Below are 22,458 nucleotides of genomic sequence, written 5' to 3'. Positions count from 1 at the left end.
AATGCGCGCCGGTTTTTGGGGTAATGATGATGAGTACAGAAGATCCGCGGTTTGCAGGCGTTGCCCGCTTGTACGGACTTGAGGGCCTGGAACGCTTGAAAGCGGCCCATGTGGCGATTGTCGGCGTCGGCGGCGTAGGTTCCTGGGCGGCGGAAGCGATTGCCCGCTGCGGGGTGGGCGAGATTTCGCTGTTTGACCTGGACGATGTCTGCGTCAGCAACAGCAACCGCCAGTTGCATGCCCTGGACAGCACCGTGGGCAAGCCCAAGGTCGAAGTGATGGCCGAGCGACTGCGCGGTATCAATCCTGAGTGCACCGTGCACGCGGTGGCAGACTTCGTCACCCGCGACACCATGGCCGAGTACATCACCCCGACTATCGACTGCGTGATCGACTGCATCGACGCGGTCAACGCCAAGGCGGCGCTGATTGCCTGGTGCAAGCGCCGCAAGATCCAGATCATCACCACCGGCGGCGCCGGCGGGCAGATCGACCCCACCTTGATCCAGGTGTGCGATTTGAACCGCACCTTCAATGACCCGCTGGCCTCGAAAGTACGCTCTACCTTGCGTCGCGATTATGGCTTCTCGCGCACCGTGACCCGTCATTACAGCGTGCCCTGCGTGTTTTCCACCGAACAACTGCGCTATCCCAAACCCGATGGCAGTATCTGTTTGCAGAAAAGTTTTGTCGGCGACGGGGTCAAGCTTGACTGCGCGGGAGGGTTTGGCGCGGTGATGATGGTCACCGCCACGTTCGGCATGGTGGCGGCGACCAAGGCGGTGGATAAGATTGTGGCGGGAGTGCGCAGGCCGTCGGAGCGGGTCAAGCCCACCTAGATCTCACTACCCTACAGAGATCCAAACTGTGGGAGCGGGCTTGCTCGCGAATGCGGACTGTCAGTCAAAGTTGTTGTGACAGATACACTGCATTCGCGAGCAAGCCCGCTCCCACATTAGTTTTGTGTACGCGTCAGGTCTCGCATGCGTTGCAGTACGGCATTCAAGCCATTGCTGCGCGACGGCGATAGTTGGCGCGACAGGCCCAGTTGATTGAACCAGCCAGGCAGGTCGACCGCTTGCAATTGATCAGCCGACAAGCCGTTGACCCGCGCCAGCAGCAACGCCACCAGCCCGCGGATCATGCGCGCCTCGCCGCTGGCGGCAAACTGCCAATGACCGTCCTGCAGGCGGCCCACCAACCACACTAGGCTTTCACAACCTTGCACCAGGTTGGCATCGACCTTTTCGTCATCAGCCAAGACGGGCAAGCGTTCGCCCCATTGCATCAGCATCCGCGCGCGCTGTTCCCAACTGCCGACGGCCTGGAATGCCTCCAGGGCGGCCATCGCGTCCACTGGCAAGCTCATCGCAACATATCCAGCGCCTGGTCCAACGCTTCAAAGAAGCGCTCCAGGTCATCGGAATCGTTGTACAGCGCCAGGGATACGCGAATGGCGCCGGATAAGCGCATCGCCTTGAGCAGTGGCATTGCACAATGGTGCCCGGCGCGCACGGCAATGCCTTGCTCGGTCAACAGGTGGGCGAGGTCAGCGTTATGCACGCCTTCGATCACGAAACTCACCAACGCTGCCTGCGGTGATCCCAGTACGCGTACGCCGTTGCGTGCTTTGAGCCCACGCAGCAAATAGTCGTGCAGTGCCGCTTCATGGGCGATCACGGCTTGCTGATCCAATGAGCTCAGGTAATCCAGGGTGGCACCCAGGCCGATCACGCCGGCGATAGGCGGCGTGCCGGCTTCGAACCCCAGTGGGGCAGGGCGGAAGCTCGCAGCTTGATAATCTGCCTGCTGCACCATCTCGCCACCAAACTGCCAGTGACGCAGGTGATGCAGGGCTGCGTTGCGGCCGAACAGCACGCCTACGCCGTCCGGGCCGTAAAGCTTGTGGCTGGAAAAAACGTAGAAATCGCAGCCCAGGGCCTGTACGTCATGGCGACCATGCACGATGCCTTGGGCGCCATCCACAACGGTCAGGGCACCGTGTGCCTGAGCCAGCGTCAGTAGCGCTTCGAGCGGCTGCCAGGTGCCCAGCACGTTGGACAACTGGCTCACCGCCAGCAGGCGCGTGCGCGGGCCAATCAAGGTGGCCGCGGCGTCCAGGTCGATCACGCCGTCATCGCCCAGGGGCAACACCACCAGCGTGAGCGCGAGACGTTTGGCCAACTGCTGCCAGGGCAACAGGTTGGCGTGGTGCTCCAGGGCGCTGATAGCTATCTCATCGCCCGCATTGAATAGGTGCTCAAGACCATAGGCCAAGAGGTTCAGCGCAGAGGTTGCGCCGTGGGTGAACACGATCTGCCCGCTGTCGCCTGCATTCAACCACTGCGCGACCTTGCTGCGGCTGTCTTCAAAGGCCTGGGTAGCATGGGCCCCGGGCAAATGCTGGGCACGGTGCACATTCGCTGCGCCGTTGGCGTAGTAATGACTGATGGCATCCAGCAGGGCTTGGGGTTTTTGCGTGGTGGCGGCGCTGTCCAGATAGGTCTGGTCTTGCCGTTGCAGGGTGGCGATAGCCGGGAAATCGGCGCGCCAGGGGGAGGGCACAAGCATGGTGATCAAGACTCGTATAAGCGCGCCGCCCCCGAAGGTGCGGCCCGCTAGTGGCATCGAGTGGCTGCTTAGTTGTGAGCGTGCAGCGCTTCGTTCAGTTCGATGGCCGATTTGTGGGTTTTGCACTCCACGGCACCGGTTACGGAGTTGCGACGGAACAGCAGGTCTGACTGGCCAGCCAGCTCGCGCGCCTTGACCACTTTGACCAGTTGGTTCTGCTCATCCAGCAGGGCAACCTTGGTGCCGGCGGTGATGTACAGGCCCGACTCCACGGTGTTGCGGTCGCCCAATGGGATACCGGTACCGGCGTTGGCGCCGATCAGGCAACCTTCGCCCACCTTGATCACGATATTGCCGCCGCCCGACAGGGTGCCCATGGTGGAGCAACCACCGCCCAGGTCCGAGCCCTTGCCGACGAATACGCCCGCCGATACGCGGCCTTCGATCATGCCCGGGCCTTCGGTGCCCGCGTTGAAGTTGACGAAGCCTTCGTGCATCACGGTGGTGCCTTCGCCCACGTACGCGCCCAGGCGGATACGTGCAGCGTCAGCGATACGCACGCCAGCCGGTACGACGTAGTCGGTCATTTTCGGGAACTTGTCCACCGAGAACACTTCCAGCAGGTCGCCACGCAGGCGCGCTTCCAGTTGGCGCTCGGCCAGTTCATTGATGTCGATAGCGCCCTGGCTGGTCCAGGCCACGTTCGGCAACTGCGGGAACACACCGGCCAGGCTCAGGCCGTGGGGCTTGACCAGGCGATGGGACAGCAGGTGCAGCTTGAGGTAGGCCTCAGGCGTGGAGGTCAGTGCGGCGTCTTCGGCCAGCAAGGTCGCGACCAGCGGCGTGTGGCTTTCAGCCAGACGGCTGAGCAGGGCGGCCTGGGCAGCATCGACGCCTTTGAGCGCGTCGGCCAGTTGCAGGGCCTGGCTCACGGTGAAGGTGATCGCCTGGTTGCCTTCGGTGTAACCGAGGATCGGTGCGATGGCGGCAACGATTTCAGCCGATGGATTGAGCAAGGGTTGTGCGTAAAACACTTCCAGCCAAGCACCTTGGCGGTTCTGAGTGCCGACGCCGAAGCCCAGGCTGAACAGGGAATTGGACATGCTGTTACCTCTACAAAAATGGAAGGCTGGCCTACTTGAGGGCCGCCGAATAACTATCTGGCTTGAAGCCAATCAGGGTTCTGTCACCGAGATCGAGCACCGGGCGCTTGATCATCGAGGGTTGTGCGAGCATCAATTCAATGGCTTTCGACTGATCGAGATCGGCTTTGCGTTCGTCTTCGAGTTTGCGAAAGGTGGTGCCCGCACGGTTCAAAATCACCTGCCAACCGTGCTCGTTGCACCATTGGGTCAAGTGTTCGCGGTCGATACCGGCCGTTTTATAGTCATGGAACTCATAGCTCACCGCGTGCTCATCGAGCCAGGTGCGCGCCTTTTTCATGGTGTCGCAGGCTTTGATGCCGAAAAGGTGCAAGGTTTTGCTTGAAGCACTCAAGGAATTGCCCCCCTTTGGACGTATGAAAATGAAAGGTCACGGATTATGCCACGACCAGCGGGTTTCGGCGCCGCTCGTCAACAGCGTGCGACTTTTGTGCAAAAGCCAGCGCATAGCATAGGCGAGTAACATAGCGAGGTAACATAGCCGGGTAATATGGCACTTCAACGGCCAGTTGTTGCCTGATGTGTCGTTGCAAGTCGATTGTCCGGGAAAACCGCGTTATGCAAACCGCCTACACCGTTCTTATCCTGCTGATGCTGGTAAGCCTTTCGCGCCTGGTCGGGCGCATCATCCCACTGCCGTTGCCCCTGGTGCAGATCGCCGCCGGCGCCTTGCTGGCCTGGCCCACGTTGGGGCTGCATGTGGCGCTGGACCCGGAGCTGTTCCTGTTTCTGTTCCTGCCACCGCTGCTGTTCTCCGATGGTTGGCGTATGCCCAAGCGCGAGTTGTGGCGCCTGCGTGGCCCGATCCTGACATTGGCGGTGGGGCTGGTGCTGTTCACCGTGGTGGGCGCCGGTTACTTCATTCATTGGTTGCTGCCCTCGATTCCCTTGCCGGTGGCCTTTGCCCTGGCAGCGGTACTCTCGCCGACGGACGCCGTGGCGGTGTCGGCCATTTCCCAGAATCGTTTGCCCAAGCCGCTGATGCACATGCTCCAGGGCGAAGCCTTGATGAATGACGCGTCGGGCCTGGTGACTTTCAAGTTCGCCCTGGCCGCGGCGTTGACCGGGGTCTTTTCCCTGGCGGATGCCAGCCTGACGTTTGTGTTGGTGGCGGTGGGCGGGCTGGCGATCGGCGTGGCGTTGAGCTGGCTGGTCGGCCGCCTGCGCGCCTGGATGATTGCGCGCGGTTGGGATGACCCGGCGACCCATGTGGTGTTCATGTTGTTGCTGCCCTTTGCTGCGTACGTACTGGCTGAACGCCTGGGCGCTTCTGGCATTCTCTCGGCGGTGGCAGCAGGCATGATGCAAAGCTGGCTCGACCTGCTGCCCCGCCAGACCAGCACGCGCCTGCTCAACCGCAGCGTGTGGTCGTTGCTGGAATTTGCCTTCAACGGCCTGATCTTCCTGCTGCTCGGCCTGCAACTGCCAGACATCATCAAAGCGGTGGTCAGCCATGAGCCGACGCTGTGGCCAACCCTGTTGTATCGCTGCCTGGATGTGATCGCGATTTTTCTGGTGCTGGTGGTGTTGCGCTTTATCTGGGTGCAGAGCATCTGGCGGCTGTCGGGGTTGCTGCGCAGGCTACGTGGCAAAAGCGCGCTGACCCTGGTGCCGACGGCCCGTTCCTGCTGGTTGTTGACCGTCGGCGGTGTACGCGGTGCGGTGACCCTGGCGGGCGTCATGTCGGTGCCCTTGCTGTTGGCGCCTGGCCAGGATTTTCCCGAACGCGACCTGCTGATCTTTATCGCTGCCGGGGTGATTCTGCTGTCGCTGGTCGCTGCCTGCATCGCGCTGCCGTTACTGTTGCGTGGTGTCGAAAAAGGCCCGGATGAACAGCGCCACAACGAAGTGCGCGAGGCTTGGAAGAAGACCGCCGTGGCGGCGATCCATGCGCTGGAGGCCCAAGAGCCCGCCGAAGCCGAAACCCCGGATGCCGCTCAAGCTGCGCTGGCCACCGAGCTCAAGGCGCGGCTGATGGCGGAGTATCGTCATCAATTGGACGTGTTCAATGATTCGGCCGAAGCCCAGGCGCTGGCGTTTCGAATGGACCAACTGGAGCGCAAGTTACGGCTCAAGGCCCTGCGATCTCAACGCCTGGAGCTATACAGGCTCAGTCGGAATCACGCCATAGGCGACGATATTCTTCGGGAAGTTCTGGCAGAGTTGGATATGAGCGAGGCGAACTTGGGGTCGCAGAAGTGATCCTGGGGTAAGCCTTGCTTGCCAATGCAATATCGCCAGCGCTGAGTTCCCAGCTCTCCCTTTGCTCCCATCCCCCAGAGGTTGTGAGCTTATTGATGTCGTAATGCATTATCGAGTGGCGATCATAGGGCTCGTATTGGTAAGTGTCCTTCCTGGGAAGCGGCAGAATCTGGGCGTCGACCTGGTCCTTGGACTTTCCCAAACCCAGGTTGTAGGCCGAATACGCCACAGACGTCTTCCAGGGGATTTCTGTATCTGGATGTTGATGCGCATGCAGTGCCCCGATCACATGACCGAACTCGTGGGTTACAACATAAGCGAACCTTGGGTCTTGATGGTCATGGGGCAGCAGCATAGTCGGACCGTCTTCCGGCATTTTCAGTGCGTCAGTGCCTATCGCCGAGCTGCCTTGTTTGCTTATGCGCGTTTGTGCAATACGAATATCTCCCTCATCGCCCGATACAAAATCAAATTTCAGATTGATGTGGGGCAGCCATTTGCTGGCGGCTTCTTTCACCTTCTTGACAAAGGCTGGGTCGGCGTCATACATGGCGATTTTCAAGGTTTTACCCTGTGGCCAGTACCTTTCGTAATCACCGACATTTCGTTTGGGTCTTGAAACAGGCTCGGAAGAGTGGGAAGTCGCATGGAACGTTGAGGGCGGGGGGAGCACGCTGGTAGCGGGCGATATCATGATGGTTACTCCGATCTATGGCACATGGTTGTGCTCTTTGAGTGATCGTGTTGGGAGAAGTGTTCCAGGTGGGTGTAAGGCGAATTATTACTTATGCAGATGATTAGAAAACCGCCCCCGTTGCAGGGGCGGGTTTCGATTGTCATCGGCTGCGGATGATGAAGTCGCGAATCCGCTCAGCTGCCTCTACACACTCCGCCAGCGGCGCAACCAGTGCCATACGCACACGCCCGGCGCCGGGGTTGGTGCCGTCTACCTCTCGCGACAGGTACGAGCCTGGCACCACGGTCACGTGCTCTTCCACGAACAGGTCGCGGCAGAAGGCGGCGTCATCGCCTTGTACATTCGGCCACAAGTAAAAGCCGCCGTCCGGGCTTTGCACGTCCAGCACCGGCTTGAGGATCGCGAGCACCGCGTCAAACTTCTCGCGGTACAGGTCACGGTTGGCCAGTACGTGGGCCTCGTCCTGCCAGGCCGCAATGCTTGCAAGCTGGGTTTGCACTGGCATCGCGCAGCCGTGGTAAGTGCGGTACAGCAAAAAGGCCTTGAGGATGTCGGCGTCGCCGGCCACGAAGCCTGAGCGCAGGCCTGGCAGGTTGGAGCGCTTGGACAGGCTGTGAAACACCACGCAACGCTTGAAGTCCTGACGCCCTAGCTCGACGCAGGCGCTGAGCAGGCCCGGTGGTGGGGTTTGTTCGTCGAAGTACAGTTCGCTGTAGCATTCGTCGGCGGCGATGACGAAATCGTATTCATCGGCCAGGGCGATGAGTTTTTTCAGGGTGGCGACCGGAATCAGCGCACCAGTCGGGTTGCCGGGGGAGCACAGGAACAGGATCTGGCAGCGTTTCCAGATATCGGGGGAGACAGCATCGAAGTCTGGATTGAAGCCGTTGCTATCCAGGCACGGCAGGTAATGCGGCTTGGCCCCGGCCAGGAACGCGGCGCCTTCGTAGATCTGGTAGAACGGGTTGGGGCTCACTACCAGCGCATCGTCGCCACGGTTGACCACGGTCTGGGTGAAGGCAAACAGCGCCTCGCGCGTACCGTTGACCGGCAGGATGTTGCGCGCCGGGTCCAGCCAGCCCTTGGGCACGTTGAAGCGGCGTTCGCACCAGGCGCCGATGGCTTCACGCAGTGCCGGGATGCCCAATGTGGTGGGGTACACCGCCATTTGATCGAGGTTATTGCTCAAGGCCTCGGCAACGAAGGCCGGTGACTTGTGCTTGGGCTCGCCGATGGACAGTGCGATCGGGCGTTTGTCCGGGTTCGGCGTCACGCTGCCGAGCAGGGCGCGCAGCTTCTCGAAGGGGTAGGGCTGCAACTGGTTAAGGGCGTTGTTCATATAAGCCTCTATCACGGTGAGCGCGGACCCTGTGGGAGCTGGCTCGTGTTCACAAAGTTAAGAATTCAAATAGTCAGTCTGGTCAGCTCGACACCGGGTTCCTGGGTCACGCTCAACTGCTCCACGATTGCCGCCTGTAAACGCAGGCACAGCTCCGGGTCGGACAGTGGCTGGTTGTCGGCATCGGTGATAAAGAACACGTCTTCCACCCGCTCGCCCAGGGTCGCAATCTTGGCATTTTGCAATGACAGGTCGAACTCCAGGAAAATTCCGCCGATACGCGCCAGCAGGCCTGGGCGATCCGGTGCGCTGAGCTCCAGCACCGTCACCGGTCGCTGTGCGTCGTTGGAAATGGTCACTTGGGGCGCAAAGGCAAAATGCTTGAGCTGGCGCGGCACCCGGCGCTGGATGATGGTGGGGTAGTCGTCGGGGTTGCGCAGGGCTTCGGTGAGGCCCTCGCGGATCTTTTTCACACGCGCCGGGTTGTCGCCAATCGAGTCGCCGTCGGCGTCGAGCACGATGTAGGTGTCGAGGGTGAACTGGCTGCTGGAGGTGATGACCCGGGCGTCATGGATGTTCAGGTTGAGCTGGTCCATGGCCGCCACGGTCACGGCGAAGAAGTCGTGCTGGTCGGGCGCGTAGATGAAGATCTGCGTGCCGCCTTCGAATTCGCGCTGGGTGGTTTCCTTGATCAAGACCAACGGGCCGCCATCGGCGGGTTGCTGCAGGATTGCGTCACTGTGCCAGGCTACGTCGCCGGCGGTGTGGCGCAGGAAGTAATCGTCACCCAGTTGCGACCAGAGTTGCTCGACGTCGTCCGGGTCGTTACCGCCGCGCACCAGGATATCCAGGGCTGCGCTTTGGGTGCGGCGGATCTGCTCTTCGCGGTCCACCGGGTTCTCCAGGCCACGGCGCAGGGCGCGCTTGGTCTCGGTGTACAGCTGGCGCAGCAGGCTGGCGCGCCAGGAGTTCCAGAGCGTGGGGTTAGTGGCGTTGATATCGGAGACGGTCAGCACATACAGGTAGTCGAGACGGGTCTCATCGCCGACGATGCCGGCAAAGTCGTGAATCACCTGTGGGTCGGACAAGTCCTTGCGCTGGGCCGTGGTCGACATCACCAGGTGGTTCTGCACCAGCCAGACAATCAGGCGGCTGTCCCACAATGGCAACTGGTGGCGCTGGCAGAAGGATTCGGCATCCACCGCGCCGATCTCCGAGTGGTCGCCATGCCGGCCCTTGCCGATGTCGTGGTACAAGCCGGCCAGGTAAATCAACTCGGGCTTGGGCAGCTTGGCCATCAGCTTACTGGCCAGCGGGAATTTCTCTGACACCTGGGTGTACTGCAACTTTCGCAGGTGCTTGATCAGGTTCAGGGTGTGGGCATCGACGGTGTAGATGTGGAACAGGTCGTGCTGCATCTGCCCGACGATAAAGCCGAACTCCGGCAGGTAGCGCCCGAGAATGCCGTAGCGGTTCATGCGCCGCAGGTTGCGGTGGATGCCGATGCGGCACTTGAACAGCTCGATAAACAGGCTGGTATTGCGAATGTCGTTGCGAAAATCGTCGTCGATCAGGTGACGGTTTTCCCGCAGCAAGCGGATGGTGTCGGCGCGCACGCCTTTGATCTCCGGCTGCTGGGCCATCAACACGAAGATTTCCAGCATGGCGAACGGCGTGCGGCGGAACACGTTGTCGTTGCGTGCTTCGATATAGCCGTCGTGCAACTGGAAACGCGCATTGATCGGCTGCGGCGGCGCTTCGTTTTCGGGGGCCAGGATCACTTCTTCGAAGTGCTGGATGATCAAGTCGCTGAGCTGGGCAATGCTCATGACTACCCGGTAATACTGCTGCATGAAGCTTTCGATGCTGGTCTTCGCATCTTCGCCTTCAAAGCCCAGCAGGGTGGCGATAGAGCGCTGGTGATCGAAGAGCAGGCGGTCTTCGGAACGACCGGCCAGCATGTGCAGGGCGTAGCGCACCTTCCACAGGAATTCCTGGGACGAGGCCAGCAGGGAATTTTCGCTCTCCACCAGAAAGCCTTCGCCGGCCAGGGCGCGCAGGTTCAGCGTGCCGTATTGGCGGCGCGCCACCCACAAAATTGTCTGGATATCCCGCAGCCCGCCGGGTGAGCCTTTGACGTTGGGTTCCAGGTTGTATTCGGTGTCGTTGTACTTGTGGTGCCGGGCTTTTTGCTCGGCGCGCTTGGCCAGGAAAAAGTCTTTGCTTGGCCACATGTGTGCGGTGCTGGTGACTTCGAGCATGCGCTGGCGCAGGCGCTCGGGGCCGCAGATGGTGCGGCTTTCCATCAGGTTGGTGACCACCGTCAGGTCGGCACGGGCCTCTTCGGCACATTCGTCCACCGAGCGTACGCTCTGGCCGACTTCCAGGCCGATGTCCCACAGCAACGTCAGAAAACGCTCGATGGAATCGCGAAAGGTCTCATGATCGGCCTGGTCCAGCAGGATCAGCAGGTCGATGTCGGAGTAGGGGTGCAGTTCGCCGCGGCCGTAGCCGCCAACCGCCACCAGGGCGATATCGGCGTCGAAACTCCAATTGAACTGCTCCCAGGCCTTTTGCAGGATGTTATCGACGAACCAGGCGCGGTCTTCGATCAGGCGGCGAATATCCCGACCGCTGCGAAAGCGCGCATCGAGCACCTCGCGGGCTTGGCGGATGGCCTTCTTGAAGGCGGCGATGGGGCTTGCCTTCAGTGCCAGCTCGGCCTGGAACTGGCCACGGTCGAAGAGTTCGGGATCCACCTGGGGCATCGTTCGGCTTTCCTTTCTATCTATCAGTCAGTCACAACACGCTGCGGGAAAACCTGGGCAACCTTCAGGCCGAAACGCGTGGGATGGTATCGTCGGCGCGCAGGGTGAAGATCTCGTAGCCGGTCTCGGTGACCAGCAGGGTGTGCTCCCATTGGGCCGAGAGCTTGCGGTCCTTGGTGATGGCGGTCCAGCCGTCGCCCAGCACCTTGGTGTCGGCCTTGCCCTGGTTGATCATCGGTTCGATGGTGAAGGTCATGCCAGCCTTGAGTTCCATGCCGGTGCCGGCGCGGCCGTAGTGCAAAATCTGCGGCTCTTCGTGGAACACCTTGCCGATACCGTGGCCGCAGAATTCGCGTACCACCGAGAAGCCGTTCTTTTCCGCGTGCTTCTGGATCACTTCACCGATGTCACCCAGGCGGCAGCCGGGCTTGACGATCTCGATGGCCTTGTACATGCATTCCTGGGTGACCTGGGACAGGCGCTCGGCCCACACCGGCACAGTGCCGACGTGGAACATGCGGCTGGTGTCGCCGTGGTAGCCATCCTTGATCACCGTGACGTCGATGTTCAGGGTGTCGCCGTCCTTCAGTGGCTTGTCACCGGGAATGCCGTGGCAGACGACGTGGTTGATCGAGGTGCAGATCGACTTGGGAAAGCCTTTGTAATTCAGCGGGGCAGGGATGGCTTTTTGCACGTCAACTATATAGTCGTGGCAAATACGGTCCAGCGCTTCGGTGGTGACGCCGGGCTTGACGTGTTCGGCGATCATTTCCAGCACGTCGGCAGCCAGTTTGCCGGCAACGCGCATGCCTGCGATGTCTTCGGCGGTTTTCAAGGTAACGGTCATACAGGCTCTCTCTAGCGCGACGCGCTGAAATCAATACGGTTCACGGGGGCGCGACAAAAGGTTACAGCATTCGCACAAGTCCCAAAAAACGCGATTCTAACAGACGATGCTGGCAAATCATGCGCGTCTGGTGATCGCTTCTCTCTATGAGGTAGAGGCATGCTGGCTGTATTCAAGGGCTTACGCAAAGGTGACGACGGGCAAGTGTGATTGCGGGTTTCGTTTTTGCCGATGCTGTGGTATAAAATGCGCCGCTTTCCGGGGATACCCCGCAAAGCTTAAATCCACACACGTGTCGACACGATGACCTGGGTGCCGGAGGCCTTGATGCCGCTGGTTGGTCATTGGGATACGTGGAGGCCAAACCCGACTTATTAAGGAACTATCATGTCCCAAGTCAACATGCGCGATATGCTGAAGGCCGGTGTGCACTTCGGTCACCAGACCCGTTACTGGAACCCGAAAATGGGTAAGTACATTTTCGGTGCGCGTAACAAGATTCACATTATCAACCTTGAAAAAACCCTGCCAATGTTCAACGAAGCGCTGACTTTCGTAGAGCGTCTGGCCCAGGGCAAAAACAAGATCCTGTTCGTCGGCACCAAGCGTTCCGCTGGCAAGATCGTTGCTGAAGAAGCAGCACGTTGCGGTTCGCCGTACGTCGATCACCGCTGGTTGGGCGGCATGCTGACCAACTTCAAAACCATCCGTGCTTCCATCAAGCGTCTGCGTGACCTTGAAGTGCAAGCCGAAGACGGTACTTTCGCCAAGCTGACCAAGAAAGAAGCGCTGATGCGCTCCCGTGACCTGGAAAAGCTCGATCGTTCCCTGGGTGGTATCAAGGACATGGGCGGTCTGCCTGACGCACTGTTCGTTATCGACGTTGATCACGAGCGCATCGCGATCACCGAAGCCAACAAGCTGGGCATCCCGGTTATCGGCGTAGTCGATACCAACAGCAGCCCGGAAGGCGTTGACTACATCATCCCAGGCAACGATGACGCAATCCGCGCTATCCAGCTGTACATGGGTTCGATGGCTGACGCTGTAATCCGTGGTCGCAACCACGTTGCTGGTGGTACCGAGCAGTTCGTTGAAGAAGCTCCGGTAGCTGCCGCTGAGTAACTGACGCCCTGGCGTTGACTCAGTAAGCAAAAAGGGGGCTTGGCCCCCTTTTTGCCACCTCGAAAACCATTTGTCGGCAGCGCAGCTACAGCATTTGTAACGTGCAGCGGCCTACAGCGGAGATTCGGGAAGAATTGATCGCCCGTTTGATCGGGTGGAATGGTTGAAAACCTATCCAAGAGGATTTTGAAATGGCAGAGATTACTGCAGCGTTGGTTAAAGAACTGCGTGAGCGTACCGGCGAAGGCATGATGGATTGCAAAAAGGCCTTGACCAAGGCCGGCGGCGACATCGAAAAAGCCATTGATGACATGCGTGCTTCCGGCGCCATCAAGGCTGCCAAGAAAGCAGGCAACGTGGCTGCTGAAGGCGCTATCGCTCTGAAAGAAGACGGCAAGTCCGCCGTTCTGCTGGAAGTGAACTCCCAGACCGACTTCCTGGCTCTGCAGGACGACTTCAAGGCATTCGTTGCTGCCAGCGTTGAAAAAGCGTTCGCCGAGAAAATGACTGACGCCGCCCCGCTGATCGAAGCTCAAGAAGCTGATCGCCTGGTACTGGTCGGCAAGGTTGGCGAAAACGTCAACATCCGTCGCCTGGTTCGCGTTGAAGGTGATGTGGTTGGTGGTTACCTGCACGGCAACAAGATCGGTGTTGCAGTTGTTCTGAAAGGCGGCGACGTTGAGCTGGCTAAAGACATCGCAATGCACGTTGCTGCAAGCAACCCTGAGTTCCTGCTGCCTTCGGAAGTGTCTGCCGACGCAATCGAACGTGAAAAAGCTGTGTTCCTGAGCCTCAACGCCGACAAGATCGCCGGCAAGCCAGAGAACATCGTTGAAAACATGATCAAGGGCCGCATCAGCAAGTTCCTGGCTGAAGCGAGCCTGGTTGAGCAGGCGTTCGTCAAGAACCCTGAAATCAAGGTTGGCGAACTGGCCAAGAAAGCCGGTGCTGAAATCGTTTCCTTCACTTACTTCAAAGTAGGCGAAGGCATCGAGAAGCCGGTCGACAACTTCGCTGAAGAAGTTGCTGCCCAGCTGGCTGCCGCCAAGCAATAAGACAGTTCCAAACTGTCGCCGAAAGAGGCTGCCCGCTCACGCGCGCAGCCTCTTTTCAAATGGGAAGGCCAATTTTATTTGGTTTCCTCTCGGAACTGGCTTACAAAGCCGTGTTCCGATGGCGCTGTGACAGCGTCCAGCTAGAGTGAACGCAAGCCGTAAACGGCTCGCCAAGAATTTTTAAAAAATACGCCGCAGGAGAGATTCGCAATGGCTCAGCAGGGCAGTGGTTATCAGGCTCGCTATAAACGCATTCTACTCAAGCTCAGCGGCGAGGCCCTGATGGGCTCGGAAGAGTTCGGGATCGACCCCAAGGTGCTTGACCGCATGGCGCTGGAAGTCGGCCAATTGGTCGGTATCGGCGTGCAGGTCGGCCTGGTGATTGGTGGTGGCAACCTGTTCCGCGGTGCGGCACTGAGTGCGGCCGGTATGGACCGGGTTACCGGCGACCACATGGGCATGCTGGCCACTGTGATGAACGCCCTCGCCATGCGCGACGCCCTGGAGCGCGCCAACATCTCGGCCATCGTGATGTCGGCAATTTCCATGGTTGGCGTGACCGATCACTATGATCGCCGCAAAGCCATGCGCCACCTGAACTCCAAGGAAGTGGTGATCTTTGCCGCTGGCACAGGTAACCCGTTCTTCACCACTGACTCGGCCGCATGCCTGCGTGCTATCGAAATCGATGCCGACGTGGTGTTGAAGGCGACCAAGGTGGATGGCGTATACACTGCAGACCCATTCAAAGACCCGCATGCCGAGAAGTTCGATCATCTGACCTACGATGAAGTACTGGATCGCAAGCTGGGTGTCATGGACCTGACCGCTATCTGCCTGTGCCGCGACCACAAGATGCCGCTGCGCGTATTTAACATGAACAAGCCCGGCGCCCTGCTGAATATCGTACACGGCGGCGCAGAAGGGACTCTGATCGAGGAAGGCCAACAATGATCAACGAAATCAAGAAAGACGCCCAGGCGCGTATGCAGAAATCCCTGGAATCCTTGAGCCACGCCTTTGGCCAGATCCGTACTGGCAAGGCCCACCCAAGCATCCTGGGCAGCGTGATGGTGCCTTACTACGGTTCCGACACCCCGCTGAGCGGTGTGGCCAACGTGACCGTGAAGGATTCGCGTACCCTGCAAGTCGTGGCGTTCGAGCGTAACATGCTCGCGGCTGTCGACAAGGCTATCCAGAGTGCCGGCCTGAACCTCAACCCGACCAACCTGGGCGAGTTGCTGCTGATCTCCATGCCAGCCCTGACCGAAGAGACCCGCAAGGGCTTCACCAAGCAGGCGCGCAGTGCTGCTGAAGATGCGCGCGTTGCCGTGCGTAACATCCGCCGCGATGCGCTGGGCGACCTGAAGAAGCTGGTCAAGGACAAGGAAATCAGCGAAGACGAAGAGCGCCGTGCCGTCGCTGATATCGACAAGCTGACCAAAGACGCCGAAGCCCAGATCACCAAGGCGACCGAAGAAAAAGAAAAGGACCTGATGGCCGTATAAGGGGTCAGGACGCCTTCATGGAAAAGACCAAGCAGACTGTGCCCTCCGTGGTGCCGCGCCATGTCGCGATCATCATGGATGGGAATAATCGCTGGGCGAAAAAACGCTTTATGCCGGGTGTGGCCGGGCATAAAGCGGGTGTTGACGCGGTAAGGGCGGTGATTGAGGTGTGTGCCGAGGCCAAGGTCGAAGTATTGACCTTGTTCGCGTTCTCCAGTGAGAACTGGCAGCGACCCGCCGATGAAGTCAGTGCCTTGATGGACCTGTTCTTCAAGGCTCTGCGTCGTGAGGCCAAGCGCCTCAATGACAACAACATCAGTCTGCGTATCATCGGTGATCGCTCGCGGTTCCATCCGGAACTGCAAGCCGCCATGCGCGAAGCCGAGGCCATCACTGCCGGTAGTAACCGTTTTGTGTTGCAGATCGCAGCCAACTACGGTGGCCAGTGGGACATTGCCCAGGCTGCGCAGCGGCTGGCCCGCGAAGTGCAGGCCGGTCATCTGCGTGCGGACGACATCACGCCCCAACTGTTGCAAACCTGCCTGGTGACCGGCGACCTGCCGTTGCCGGACCTGTGCATTCGTACCGGTGGCGAGCATCGCATCAGCAATTTCCTGCTGTGGCAGCTGGCCTACACCGAGCTGTACTTCTCCGACCTGTTCTGGCCGGACTTCAAACACGATGCCATGCGTAATGCACTGGCTGATTTCGCTTCCCGTCAGCGTCGCTTCGGTAAAACGAGCGAGCAGATCGAAGCTGGAGCCCGGGTTTAAATGCTTAAACAACGAATCATCACGGCGCTGATCCTGCTGCCGATTGCCTTGTGCGGTTTTTTCCTGCTCGACGGTTCCGGCTTTGCGCTGTTCATCGGCCTGGTCGTGACCCTTGGTGCGTGGGAGTGGGCGCGCCTGGCAGGCTTCGTCAACCAGTTGCCGCGTGTGGCCTATGCCGCCTTGGTCGCGCTGCTGTTGTTCTTCATGTACATCCTGCCGGACATCGCGCCCTGGGTGCTGGGGGCAGCAGTGTTGTGGTGGGCGTTGGCGACTTTCCTGGTGCTCACCTATCCGCGCACCAGTGGCCAATGGTCCAGCGTGGCCTGCAAGCTGGTAATTGGCCTGGCGATCCTCTTGCCGGCCTGGCAAGGGCTGGTGGAGATCAAGCGTTACCCTCTGGGCAACGAATTGATCCTGGCTGTGATGGTGTTGGTATGGGGCGCTGACATTGGTGCCTACTTCTCGGGTAGAGCCTTTGGCAAGCGCAAGCTGGCCCCGGCCGTCAGCCCAGGCAAGAGCTGGGAAGGCGTATACGGCGGCCTGGCCTTGACGCTGCTGATCACCCTGGTGGTCGGTGTGGTGCGTGACTGGTCGGTAAAGGAAGTGCTCCTGGCCTTGCTGGGGACGGCTATCGTCGTCTTCATCTCGGTGGTGGGTGACCTTACCGAGAGCATGTTCAAACGCCAGGCTGGCATCAAGGACAGCAGTAACCTGCTGCCAGGTCATGGCGGTGTGCTTGACCGTATCGACAGCCTCACCGCCGCGCTGCCGATCTTTGCCGTGCTGTTGTGGATGATCGCTTCGTGAGCCGCCTGCAGCAGGTTACGGTGCTGGGCGCGACCGGCTCGGTCGGGCTCAGTACGCTGGACGTCATTGCGCGTCACCCCGATCGCTATCAGGTTTTCGCCCTGACCGGCTTCACGCGTTTGCGCGAGTTGCTGGCCTTGTGCGTGCGTCACTCGCCGCGTTTTGCCGTGGTGCCAGAGGCGGCTGCGGCTCGCAGTCTGCAGGATGATCTGCGGGCTGCCGGGCTGGCCACTCAGGTATTGGTTGGCGAGGCAGGGTTGTGCCAGGTCTCGGCCGATGCGCACGTGGATACCGTAGTGGCGGCGATTGTCGGTGCGGCAGGTTTGCGCCCGACCTTGGCGGCAGTCGATGCTGGCAAGAAAATCCTGCTGGCCAACAAAGAAGCCTTGGTCATGTCCGGTGCGCTCTTCATGCAAGCGGTGCGTAAGAGCGGCGCGGTGCTGTTGCCTCTGGACAGCGAGCACAACGCAATCTTCCAGTGCATGCCCGGTGATTTCGCCCGCGGCTTGAGCCAGGTCGGCGTGCGCCGGATTCTGCTGACGGCATCGGGTGGCCCATTCCGCCAGACTCCGTCGGCCGAGCTGGAACATGTGTCTCCCGATCAGGCATGTGCCCACCCGAACTGGTCCATGGGGCGCAAAATCTCGGTGGACTCGGCAAGCATGATGAACAAAGGCCTGGAGTTGATCGAGGCATGCTGGCTGTTCGATGCGCGGCCCGACCAGGTTGAGGTGGTCATTCACCCACAAAGTGTGATCCATTCACTGGTCGATTACGTGGATGGTTCGGTGTTGGCGCAATTGGGTAACCCGGACATGCGCACACCGATCGCCAACGCCTTGGCGTGGCCTGAGCGGATTGATTCCGGCGTAGCACCGTTGGACTTGTTTGCAATCGCGCGCCTGGACTTCGAAGCCCCGGACGAGCAGCGTTTCCCTTGTTTGCGCCTGGCGCGGCAAGCGGCCGAGGCGGGCAACAGTGCCCCGGCGATGCTTAACGCGGCCAACGAAGTGGCCGTGGCGGCGTTTCTTGAGCGGCGCATCCGCTTTCCGCAGATCGCGAGTATCATCGAGGACGTCCTGGCGCTTGAGCCGGTAGTGGCAGTGAATGACCTGGAGGCGGTGTTCGAGGCCGACACCAAGGCCCGAGCCCTGGCCGGGCAATGGTTGAATCGCAATGCGGGTTAGGCCGCAGGCAGGTTTGAGTCTTCAGGCATTGGATTGAAATGCGGAGAAATTAGATGAGTGCGCTCTACATGATTGTCGGCACCCTGGTTGCTCTGGGTGTGTTGGTCACCTTCCACGAATTCGGCCACTTCTGGGTGGCGCGTCGTTGCGGCGTCAAGGTATTGCGCTTTTCCGTCGGTTTCGGCATGCCGTTGTTGCGCTGGCATGATCGCCGCGGCACTGAGTTTGTCATTGCTGCTATCCCGTTGGGCGGCTACGTCAAGATGCTTGATGAGCGCGAAGGCGAAGTGCCTGCAGACCAGCTGGACCAATCCTTCAATCGCAAGACCGTTCGTCAGCGTATTGCGATTGTTGCGGCGGGGCCGATTGCCAACTTCCTGTTGGCGATGGTGTTCTTCTGGGTCTTGGCCATGCTGGGCAGCCAGCAGGTGCGCCCGGTCATTGGCGCGGTCGAAGCCGACAGCATCGCGGCCAAGGCTGGCCTGACGGCAGGGCAGGAAATTGTATCCATTGATGGCGAACCCACCACGGGGTGGGGCGCGGTCAATTTGCAGTTGGTGCGTCGTCTGGGCGAGAGCGGCACCGTCAATGTGGTGGTGCGTGATCAGGATTCCAGCGCCGAAACCCCGCGGGCATTGGCGCTGGACCATTGGCTCAAGGGCGCCGATGAGCCCGATCCGATCAAATCCCTGGGGATTCGTCCTTGGCGTCCGGCCTTGCCGCCGGTGCTGGCCGAGCTCGATCCGAAAGGCCCGGCCCAGGCTGCTGGCCTGAAAACGGGTGATCGCTTGCTGGCCCTCGATGGCCAGGCGCTGGGTGACTGGCAGCAGGTGGTCGACCTGGTGCGTGTGCGCCCTGATACCAGAATTGTGCTGAAAGTTGAGCGCGAGGGTGCTCAGATCGACGTCCCCGTGACCCTGTCGGTGCGAGGCGAAGCCAAGGCGGCCGGGGGCTACCTGGGGGCTGGGGTCAAAGGTGTCGAATGGCCGCCATCGATGGTGCGAGAGGTCAGCTACGGGCCTTTGGCAGCGATTGGAGAGGGCGCGAAACGCACCTGGACCATGAGCGTGCTGACCCTCGAATCCCTCAAGAAAATGTTGTTCGGTGAGCTCTCGGTAAAAAACTTGAGTGGACCGATAACCATTGCTAAAGTGGCGGGCGCTTCTGCCCAGTCGGGTGTCGCGGATTTCCTGAATTTCCTGGCTTATCTGAGTATTAGCCTTGGGGTTCTGAATTTGCTGCCCATTCCAGTATTGGATGGGGGGCATCTGCTGTTTTATCTGGTCGAGTGGGTGCGTGGTCGCCCCTTGTCGGATCGGGTGCAGGGTTGGGGGATACAGATTGGTATCAGTTTGGTGGTCGGGGTGATGTTGTTAGCCCTGGTCAACGATCTGGGACGTCTGTAACGCTTCGCTGAATTGCGAATCTGCCGCATTTGCGGCAGTTTGTTTATTGCCAGTTGGAATAAGAAAGGACTTCATGAAACGTCTGCTGCTAACTGCGGTTCTCACCGTATTGATGATCGCCGAAGTTCACGCCGAGTCCTTCACCATCTCCGATATTCGCGTCAACGGCCTCCAGCGGGTTTCCGCGGGTAGCGTCTTTGGTGCCTTGCCGTTGAACGTCGGGGAACAGGCGGATGATCGTCGCCTGGTGGAATCCACTCGTGCGCTGTTCAAAACCGGGTTCTTTCAAGATATCCAACTGGGTCGCGAAGGCAACGTCCTGGTCATCACGGTCGTCGAGCGACCTTCCGTCGCGAGTATCGCGATCGAAGGTAACAAGGCCATCTCCACTGAAGACCTGATGAAGGGCCTGAAGCAATCGGGCCTGGCCGAGGGCGAGATCTTCCAGCGCGCTACCCTTGAGGGTGTGCGTAACGAGCTGCAACGCCAGTACGTTGCCCAGGGCCGCTACTCCGCGACCGTGGAAACCGAAGTGATCCCCCAGCCTCGTAACCGTGTGGGCCTGAAGGTCAACATCAACGAAGGCACCGTGGCCGCCATCCAGCACATCAACGTCGTGGGCAACACCAAGTTCCCTGATGAAGACCTGGTCGACCTGTTCGAACTCAAGACCACCAACTGGTTGTCGTTCTTCAAGAACGATGACAAGTACGCCCGTGAAAAGCTCTCCGGTGACCTGGAACGCCTGCGCTCCTACTACCTGGACCGTGGCTACATCAACATGGACATCGCTTCGACCCAGGTGTCCATCACCCCGGACAAGAAGCACGTCTACATCACCGTCAACGTCAACGAAGGCGAGAAGTACAAGGTTCGTGACGTCAAGCTCAGCGGCGACCTGAAAGTTCCTGAAGACCAGGTCAAGTCCCTGTTGCTGGTGCAGAAGGACCAGGTGTTCTCGCGCAAGCTGATGACCACCACCTCCGAATTGATCACCCGCCGCCTGGGTAACGAAGGCTATACCTTCGCCAACGTCAACGGCGTGCCGACCCCGAATGATGAAGACCACACCGTGGACATCACCTTCGTCGTAGATCCAGGCAAGCGTGCCTACGTCAACCGCATCAACTTCCGTGGCAACACCAAGTCCGCGGACGAAGTGCTGCGTCGTGAAATGCGTCAGATGGAAGGTGGCTGGGCGTCGACCTACTTGATCGACCAGTCCAAGACCCGTCTTGAACGCCTTGGCTTCTTCAAGGAAGTCAACGTCGAAACCCCGGCCGTACCGGGTGTGGATGACCAGGTTGACGTGAACTACGCCGTAGAAGAACAGGCCTCGGGTTCGATTACCGCCAGCGTCGGTTTCGCCCAGAGCGCCGGTTTGATCCTGGGTGGTTCCATCACGCAGAACAACTTCCTGGGTACCGGTAACCGCGTGTCCATCGGCCTGACCCGCAGCGAATACCAGAGCCGATACAACTTCGGCTACACCGACCCCTACTGGACTGCAGACGGTGTGAGCCTGGGCTACAACGCCTTCTATCGCACCACCGACTACAAAGACCTCGATGTTGACGTTGCAAGCTATGCGATCGACAGCCTGGGTGCCGGTGTCAACGTGGGTTACCCGATCAGCGAGACCTCGCGCCTGACCTTCGGCTTTACCGCCCAGCAGGATGAGATCAAGACCGGTGTGTACACCGTGGATGAAATCTTCGACTTCACCCGTCGTGAAGGCGACAAGTTCCTGAACTTCAAGGCGTCTGCCGGCTGGTCCGAGTCGACCCTGAACAAAGGCGTACTGGCAACCCGCGGTCACTCCCAGAGCCTGACCGCGGAAGTCACCACGCCGGGCAGCGACCTGTCGTTCTTCAAGCTCGACTACCGCGGCCAGTTGTTCCAGCCGTTGAGCGATAACTACACCATGCGCCTGCACACAGAGCTGGGCTATGGCGACGGTTATGGTTCGACCGATGGCTTGCCGTTCTACGAGAACTACTATGCAGGTGGTTTCAACTCGGTACGTGGCTTCAAGGACAGCACCTTGGGTCCGCGTGGTACGCCGAGCCGCGGCCAGGCATTTACGGGTAACCAGGGTACGCAAGTGGACTCCGACAACGACCCGCTTCCGTTCGGTGGTAACGTGCTGATCCAGGGTGGTGCGGAAATTCTATTCCCGCTGCCATTCGTGAAAGACCAGCGGTCGCTGCGTACGTCGGTCTTCTGGGATGTGGGTAACGTGTTCGACTCCAAGTGCGAGCAGATCAAAAACCCAAGTGGCGTGAAGTCCAACACCCAATGCAACGACGTGAGCCTCAGCAACCTGGCGAGCTCTGTGGGCGTGGGTGTGACCTGGGTGACTGCGCTGGGCCCGTTGAGCTTTGCTCTGGCCATGCCGATCAAGAAACCGGATAACGCTGAAACCCAGATTTTCCAATTCTCCCTCGGCCAGACGTTCTAAGCGTCTGACCTAAGATAACGACAACGGATTCTGTAGGAGTACATCGTGCGTAAGTTGACTCAATTGGTCTTGCTGGCCACTGTGCTGGTCACCACCCCGGCCTTCGCCGAAATGAAAATCGCCGTCCTGAACTATCAGATGGCCCTGCTGGAATCCGATGCGGCCAAGAAGTACGCCGTGGATGCCGAGAAGAAGTTCGGTCCGCAACTGACCAAGCTCAAGACGCTGGAAAGCAGCGCCAAGGGTATCCAGGACCGTCTGGTAGCCGGTGGCGACAAGATGCAGCAAGGCGAGCGCGAGCGTCTGGAGCTTGAATTCAAGCAAAAGGCCCGTGACTACCAGTTCCAATCCAAGGAGCTGAACGAAGCCAAGGCTGTGGCCGACCGCGAAATGCTCAAGCAGCTCAAGCCGAAATTGGACAGCGCTGTGGAAGAAGTCATCAAGAAGGGTGCCTTTGACCTGGTGTTCGAGCGTGGCGCCGTGATCGACGTCAAGCCTCAATACGACATCACCCGCCAGGTGATCGAGCGCATGAACCAGCTGAAGTAA

General features: G+C 59.7%; 20 protein-coding genes. 12 read left to right on the top strand and 8 right to left on the bottom strand.

Annotation, left to right across the window (positions count from 1 at the left end; translation table 11 throughout):
• Positions 1-29: 29 nt before the first annotated feature.
• The gene (gene tcdA, locus BUE92_RS06670) at positions 30-839 is read left to right on the top strand and encodes a tRNA cyclic N6-threonylcarbamoyladenosine(37) synthase TcdA (RefSeq protein ID WP_371915182.1); all 810 of its coding nucleotides are present in this window, start codon (positions 30-32) and stop codon (positions 837-839) included.
• A 116-nt stretch (positions 840-955) separates the two neighbouring features.
• Here the strand turns inward: tcdA and BUE92_RS06665 are convergent, their stop codons facing one another.
• The 4 genes from BUE92_RS06665 to BUE92_RS06650 all read right to left on the bottom strand — a co-directional run bounded on the left by BUE92_RS06665 (position 956) and on the right by BUE92_RS06650 (position 4,014).
• Positions 956-1,369 (bottom strand): SufE family protein, encoded by a 414-nt coding sequence (locus BUE92_RS06665; protein WP_073522672.1) that lies wholly within the window; start codon positions 1,367-1,369, stop codon positions 956-958.
• On the bottom strand, positions 1,366-2,571 hold the full coding sequence (locus BUE92_RS06660) for an aminotransferase class V-fold PLP-dependent enzyme (RefSeq protein ID WP_073522670.1): 1,206 nt from the start codon (positions 2,569-2,571) through the stop codon (positions 1,366-1,368). The genes BUE92_RS06665 and BUE92_RS06660 overlap by 4 nt, the downstream gene beginning before the upstream one ends.
• Positions 2,572-2,639: 68 nt before the next feature.
• Positions 2,640-3,674: a 2,3,4,5-tetrahydropyridine-2,6-dicarboxylate N-succinyltransferase gene (dapD, locus tag BUE92_RS06655; protein ID WP_073522668.1), complete on the bottom strand. Its 1,035-nt coding sequence runs from the start codon at positions 3,672-3,674 to the stop codon at positions 2,640-2,642.
• 31 nt (positions 3,675-3,705) lie between these two features.
• Positions 3,706-4,014 (bottom strand): arsenate reductase, encoded by a 309-nt coding sequence (locus BUE92_RS06650; RefSeq protein WP_371915183.1) that lies wholly within the window; start codon positions 4,012-4,014, stop codon positions 3,706-3,708.
• A gap of 278 nt (positions 4,015-4,292) precedes the next feature.
• On the opposite strand from BUE92_RS06650, the gene BUE92_RS06645 reads away from it, so the two are divergent.
• Positions 4,293-5,936: a Na+/H+ antiporter gene (locus tag BUE92_RS06645; RefSeq protein WP_073522665.1), complete on the top strand. Its 1,644-nt coding sequence runs from the start codon at positions 4,293-4,295 to the stop codon at positions 5,934-5,936.
• Here the strand turns inward: BUE92_RS06645 and BUE92_RS27755 are convergent.
• The 4 genes from BUE92_RS27755 to map form a co-directional block, all read right to left on the bottom strand.
• Positions 5,845-6,498 (bottom strand): M12 family metallopeptidase, encoded by a 654-nt coding sequence (locus BUE92_RS27755; protein WP_143169952.1) that lies wholly within the window; start codon positions 6,496-6,498, stop codon positions 5,845-5,847. The genes BUE92_RS06645 and BUE92_RS27755 overlap by 92 nt on opposite strands.
• Positions 6,499-6,772: 274 nt before the next feature.
• Positions 6,773-7,972 (bottom strand): succinyldiaminopimelate transaminase, encoded by a 1,200-nt coding sequence (dapC, locus tag BUE92_RS06635; protein ID WP_073522661.1) that lies wholly within the window; start codon positions 7,970-7,972, stop codon positions 6,773-6,775.
• 65 nt (positions 7,973-8,037) lie between these two features.
• Entirely contained in the window at positions 8,038-10,740 is a 2,703-nt protein-coding gene (locus tag BUE92_RS06630) for a [protein-PII] uridylyltransferase (RefSeq protein ID WP_073522659.1), read from the bottom strand.
• Between the two features lie 64 nt (positions 10,741-10,804).
• Complete coding sequence (map, locus tag BUE92_RS06625; RefSeq protein ID WP_073522657.1) at positions 10,805-11,587, bottom strand: type I methionyl aminopeptidase; 783 nt, start codon at positions 11,585-11,587, stop codon at positions 10,805-10,807.
• A 387-nt stretch (positions 11,588-11,974) separates the two neighbouring features.
• Here map and rpsB point away from each other — a divergent pair, with 387 nt between their 5' ends.
• From rpsB to BUE92_RS06575, 10 genes are all read left to right on the top strand, one after another.
• A complete protein-coding gene (gene rpsB, locus BUE92_RS06620; RefSeq protein ID WP_003189158.1) occupies positions 11,975-12,712 on the top strand; it encodes a 30S ribosomal protein S2 in 738 nt (245 codons plus the stop codon).
• A 191-nt stretch (positions 12,713-12,903) separates the two neighbouring features.
• The gene (gene tsf, locus BUE92_RS06615; RefSeq protein ID WP_003189160.1) at positions 12,904-13,767 is read left to right on the top strand and encodes a translation elongation factor Ts; all 864 of its coding nucleotides are present in this window, start codon (positions 12,904-12,906) and stop codon (positions 13,765-13,767) included.
• 210 nt (positions 13,768-13,977) lie between these two features.
• A complete protein-coding gene (gene pyrH / locus BUE92_RS06610; protein WP_003189161.1) occupies positions 13,978-14,721 on the top strand; it encodes a UMP kinase in 744 nt (247 codons plus the stop codon).
• Positions 14,718-15,275 carry a ribosome recycling factor gene (frr, locus tag BUE92_RS06605; RefSeq protein WP_003189163.1) on the top strand — a complete coding sequence of 186 codons (558 nt, stop codon included), beginning with the start codon at positions 14,718-14,720 and terminating at the stop codon, positions 15,273-15,275. Before pyrH ends, frr begins: the two co-directional genes overlap by 4 nt.
• Positions 15,276-15,292: 17 nt before the next feature.
• Positions 15,293-16,048, top strand: a complete 756-nt coding sequence (uppS, locus tag BUE92_RS06600) for a polyprenyl diphosphate synthase (RefSeq protein ID WP_073522656.1) — start codon at positions 15,293-15,295, stop codon at positions 16,046-16,048.
• A complete protein-coding gene (locus BUE92_RS06595) occupies positions 16,049-16,855 on the top strand; it encodes a phosphatidate cytidylyltransferase (protein ID WP_070415440.1) in 807 nt (268 codons plus the stop codon).
• On the top strand, positions 16,852-18,042 hold the full coding sequence (gene ispC, locus BUE92_RS06590; RefSeq protein ID WP_073522655.1) for a 1-deoxy-D-xylulose-5-phosphate reductoisomerase: 1,191 nt from the start codon (positions 16,852-16,854) through the stop codon (positions 18,040-18,042). Before BUE92_RS06595 ends, ispC begins: the two co-directional genes overlap by 4 nt.
• Positions 18,043-18,095: 53 nt before the next feature.
• Positions 18,096-19,448: a sigma E protease regulator RseP gene (gene rseP / locus BUE92_RS06585; protein WP_073522654.1), complete on the top strand. Its 1,353-nt coding sequence runs from the start codon at positions 18,096-18,098 to the stop codon at positions 19,446-19,448.
• Positions 19,449-19,521: 73 nt separating this feature from the next.
• A complete protein-coding gene (bamA, locus tag BUE92_RS06580) occupies positions 19,522-21,909 on the top strand; it encodes an outer membrane protein assembly factor BamA (protein ID WP_073522653.1) in 2,388 nt (795 codons plus the stop codon).
• A gap of 45 nt (positions 21,910-21,954) precedes the next feature.
• Positions 21,955-22,458: an OmpH family outer membrane protein gene (locus BUE92_RS06575; protein ID WP_003172279.1), complete on the top strand. Its 504-nt coding sequence runs from the start codon at positions 21,955-21,957 to the stop codon at positions 22,456-22,458.

It is taken from the genome of Pseudomonas fluorescens, from assembly GCF_001902145.1.
GTDB classification, from domain to species: Bacteria; Pseudomonadota; Gammaproteobacteria; order Pseudomonadales; family Pseudomonadaceae; genus Aquipseudomonas; species Aquipseudomonas fluorescens_BV.
The sequence above is the reverse complement of the archived record's forward strand: the minus strand, read 5'-3'. Positions and strand labels throughout refer to the sequence as shown.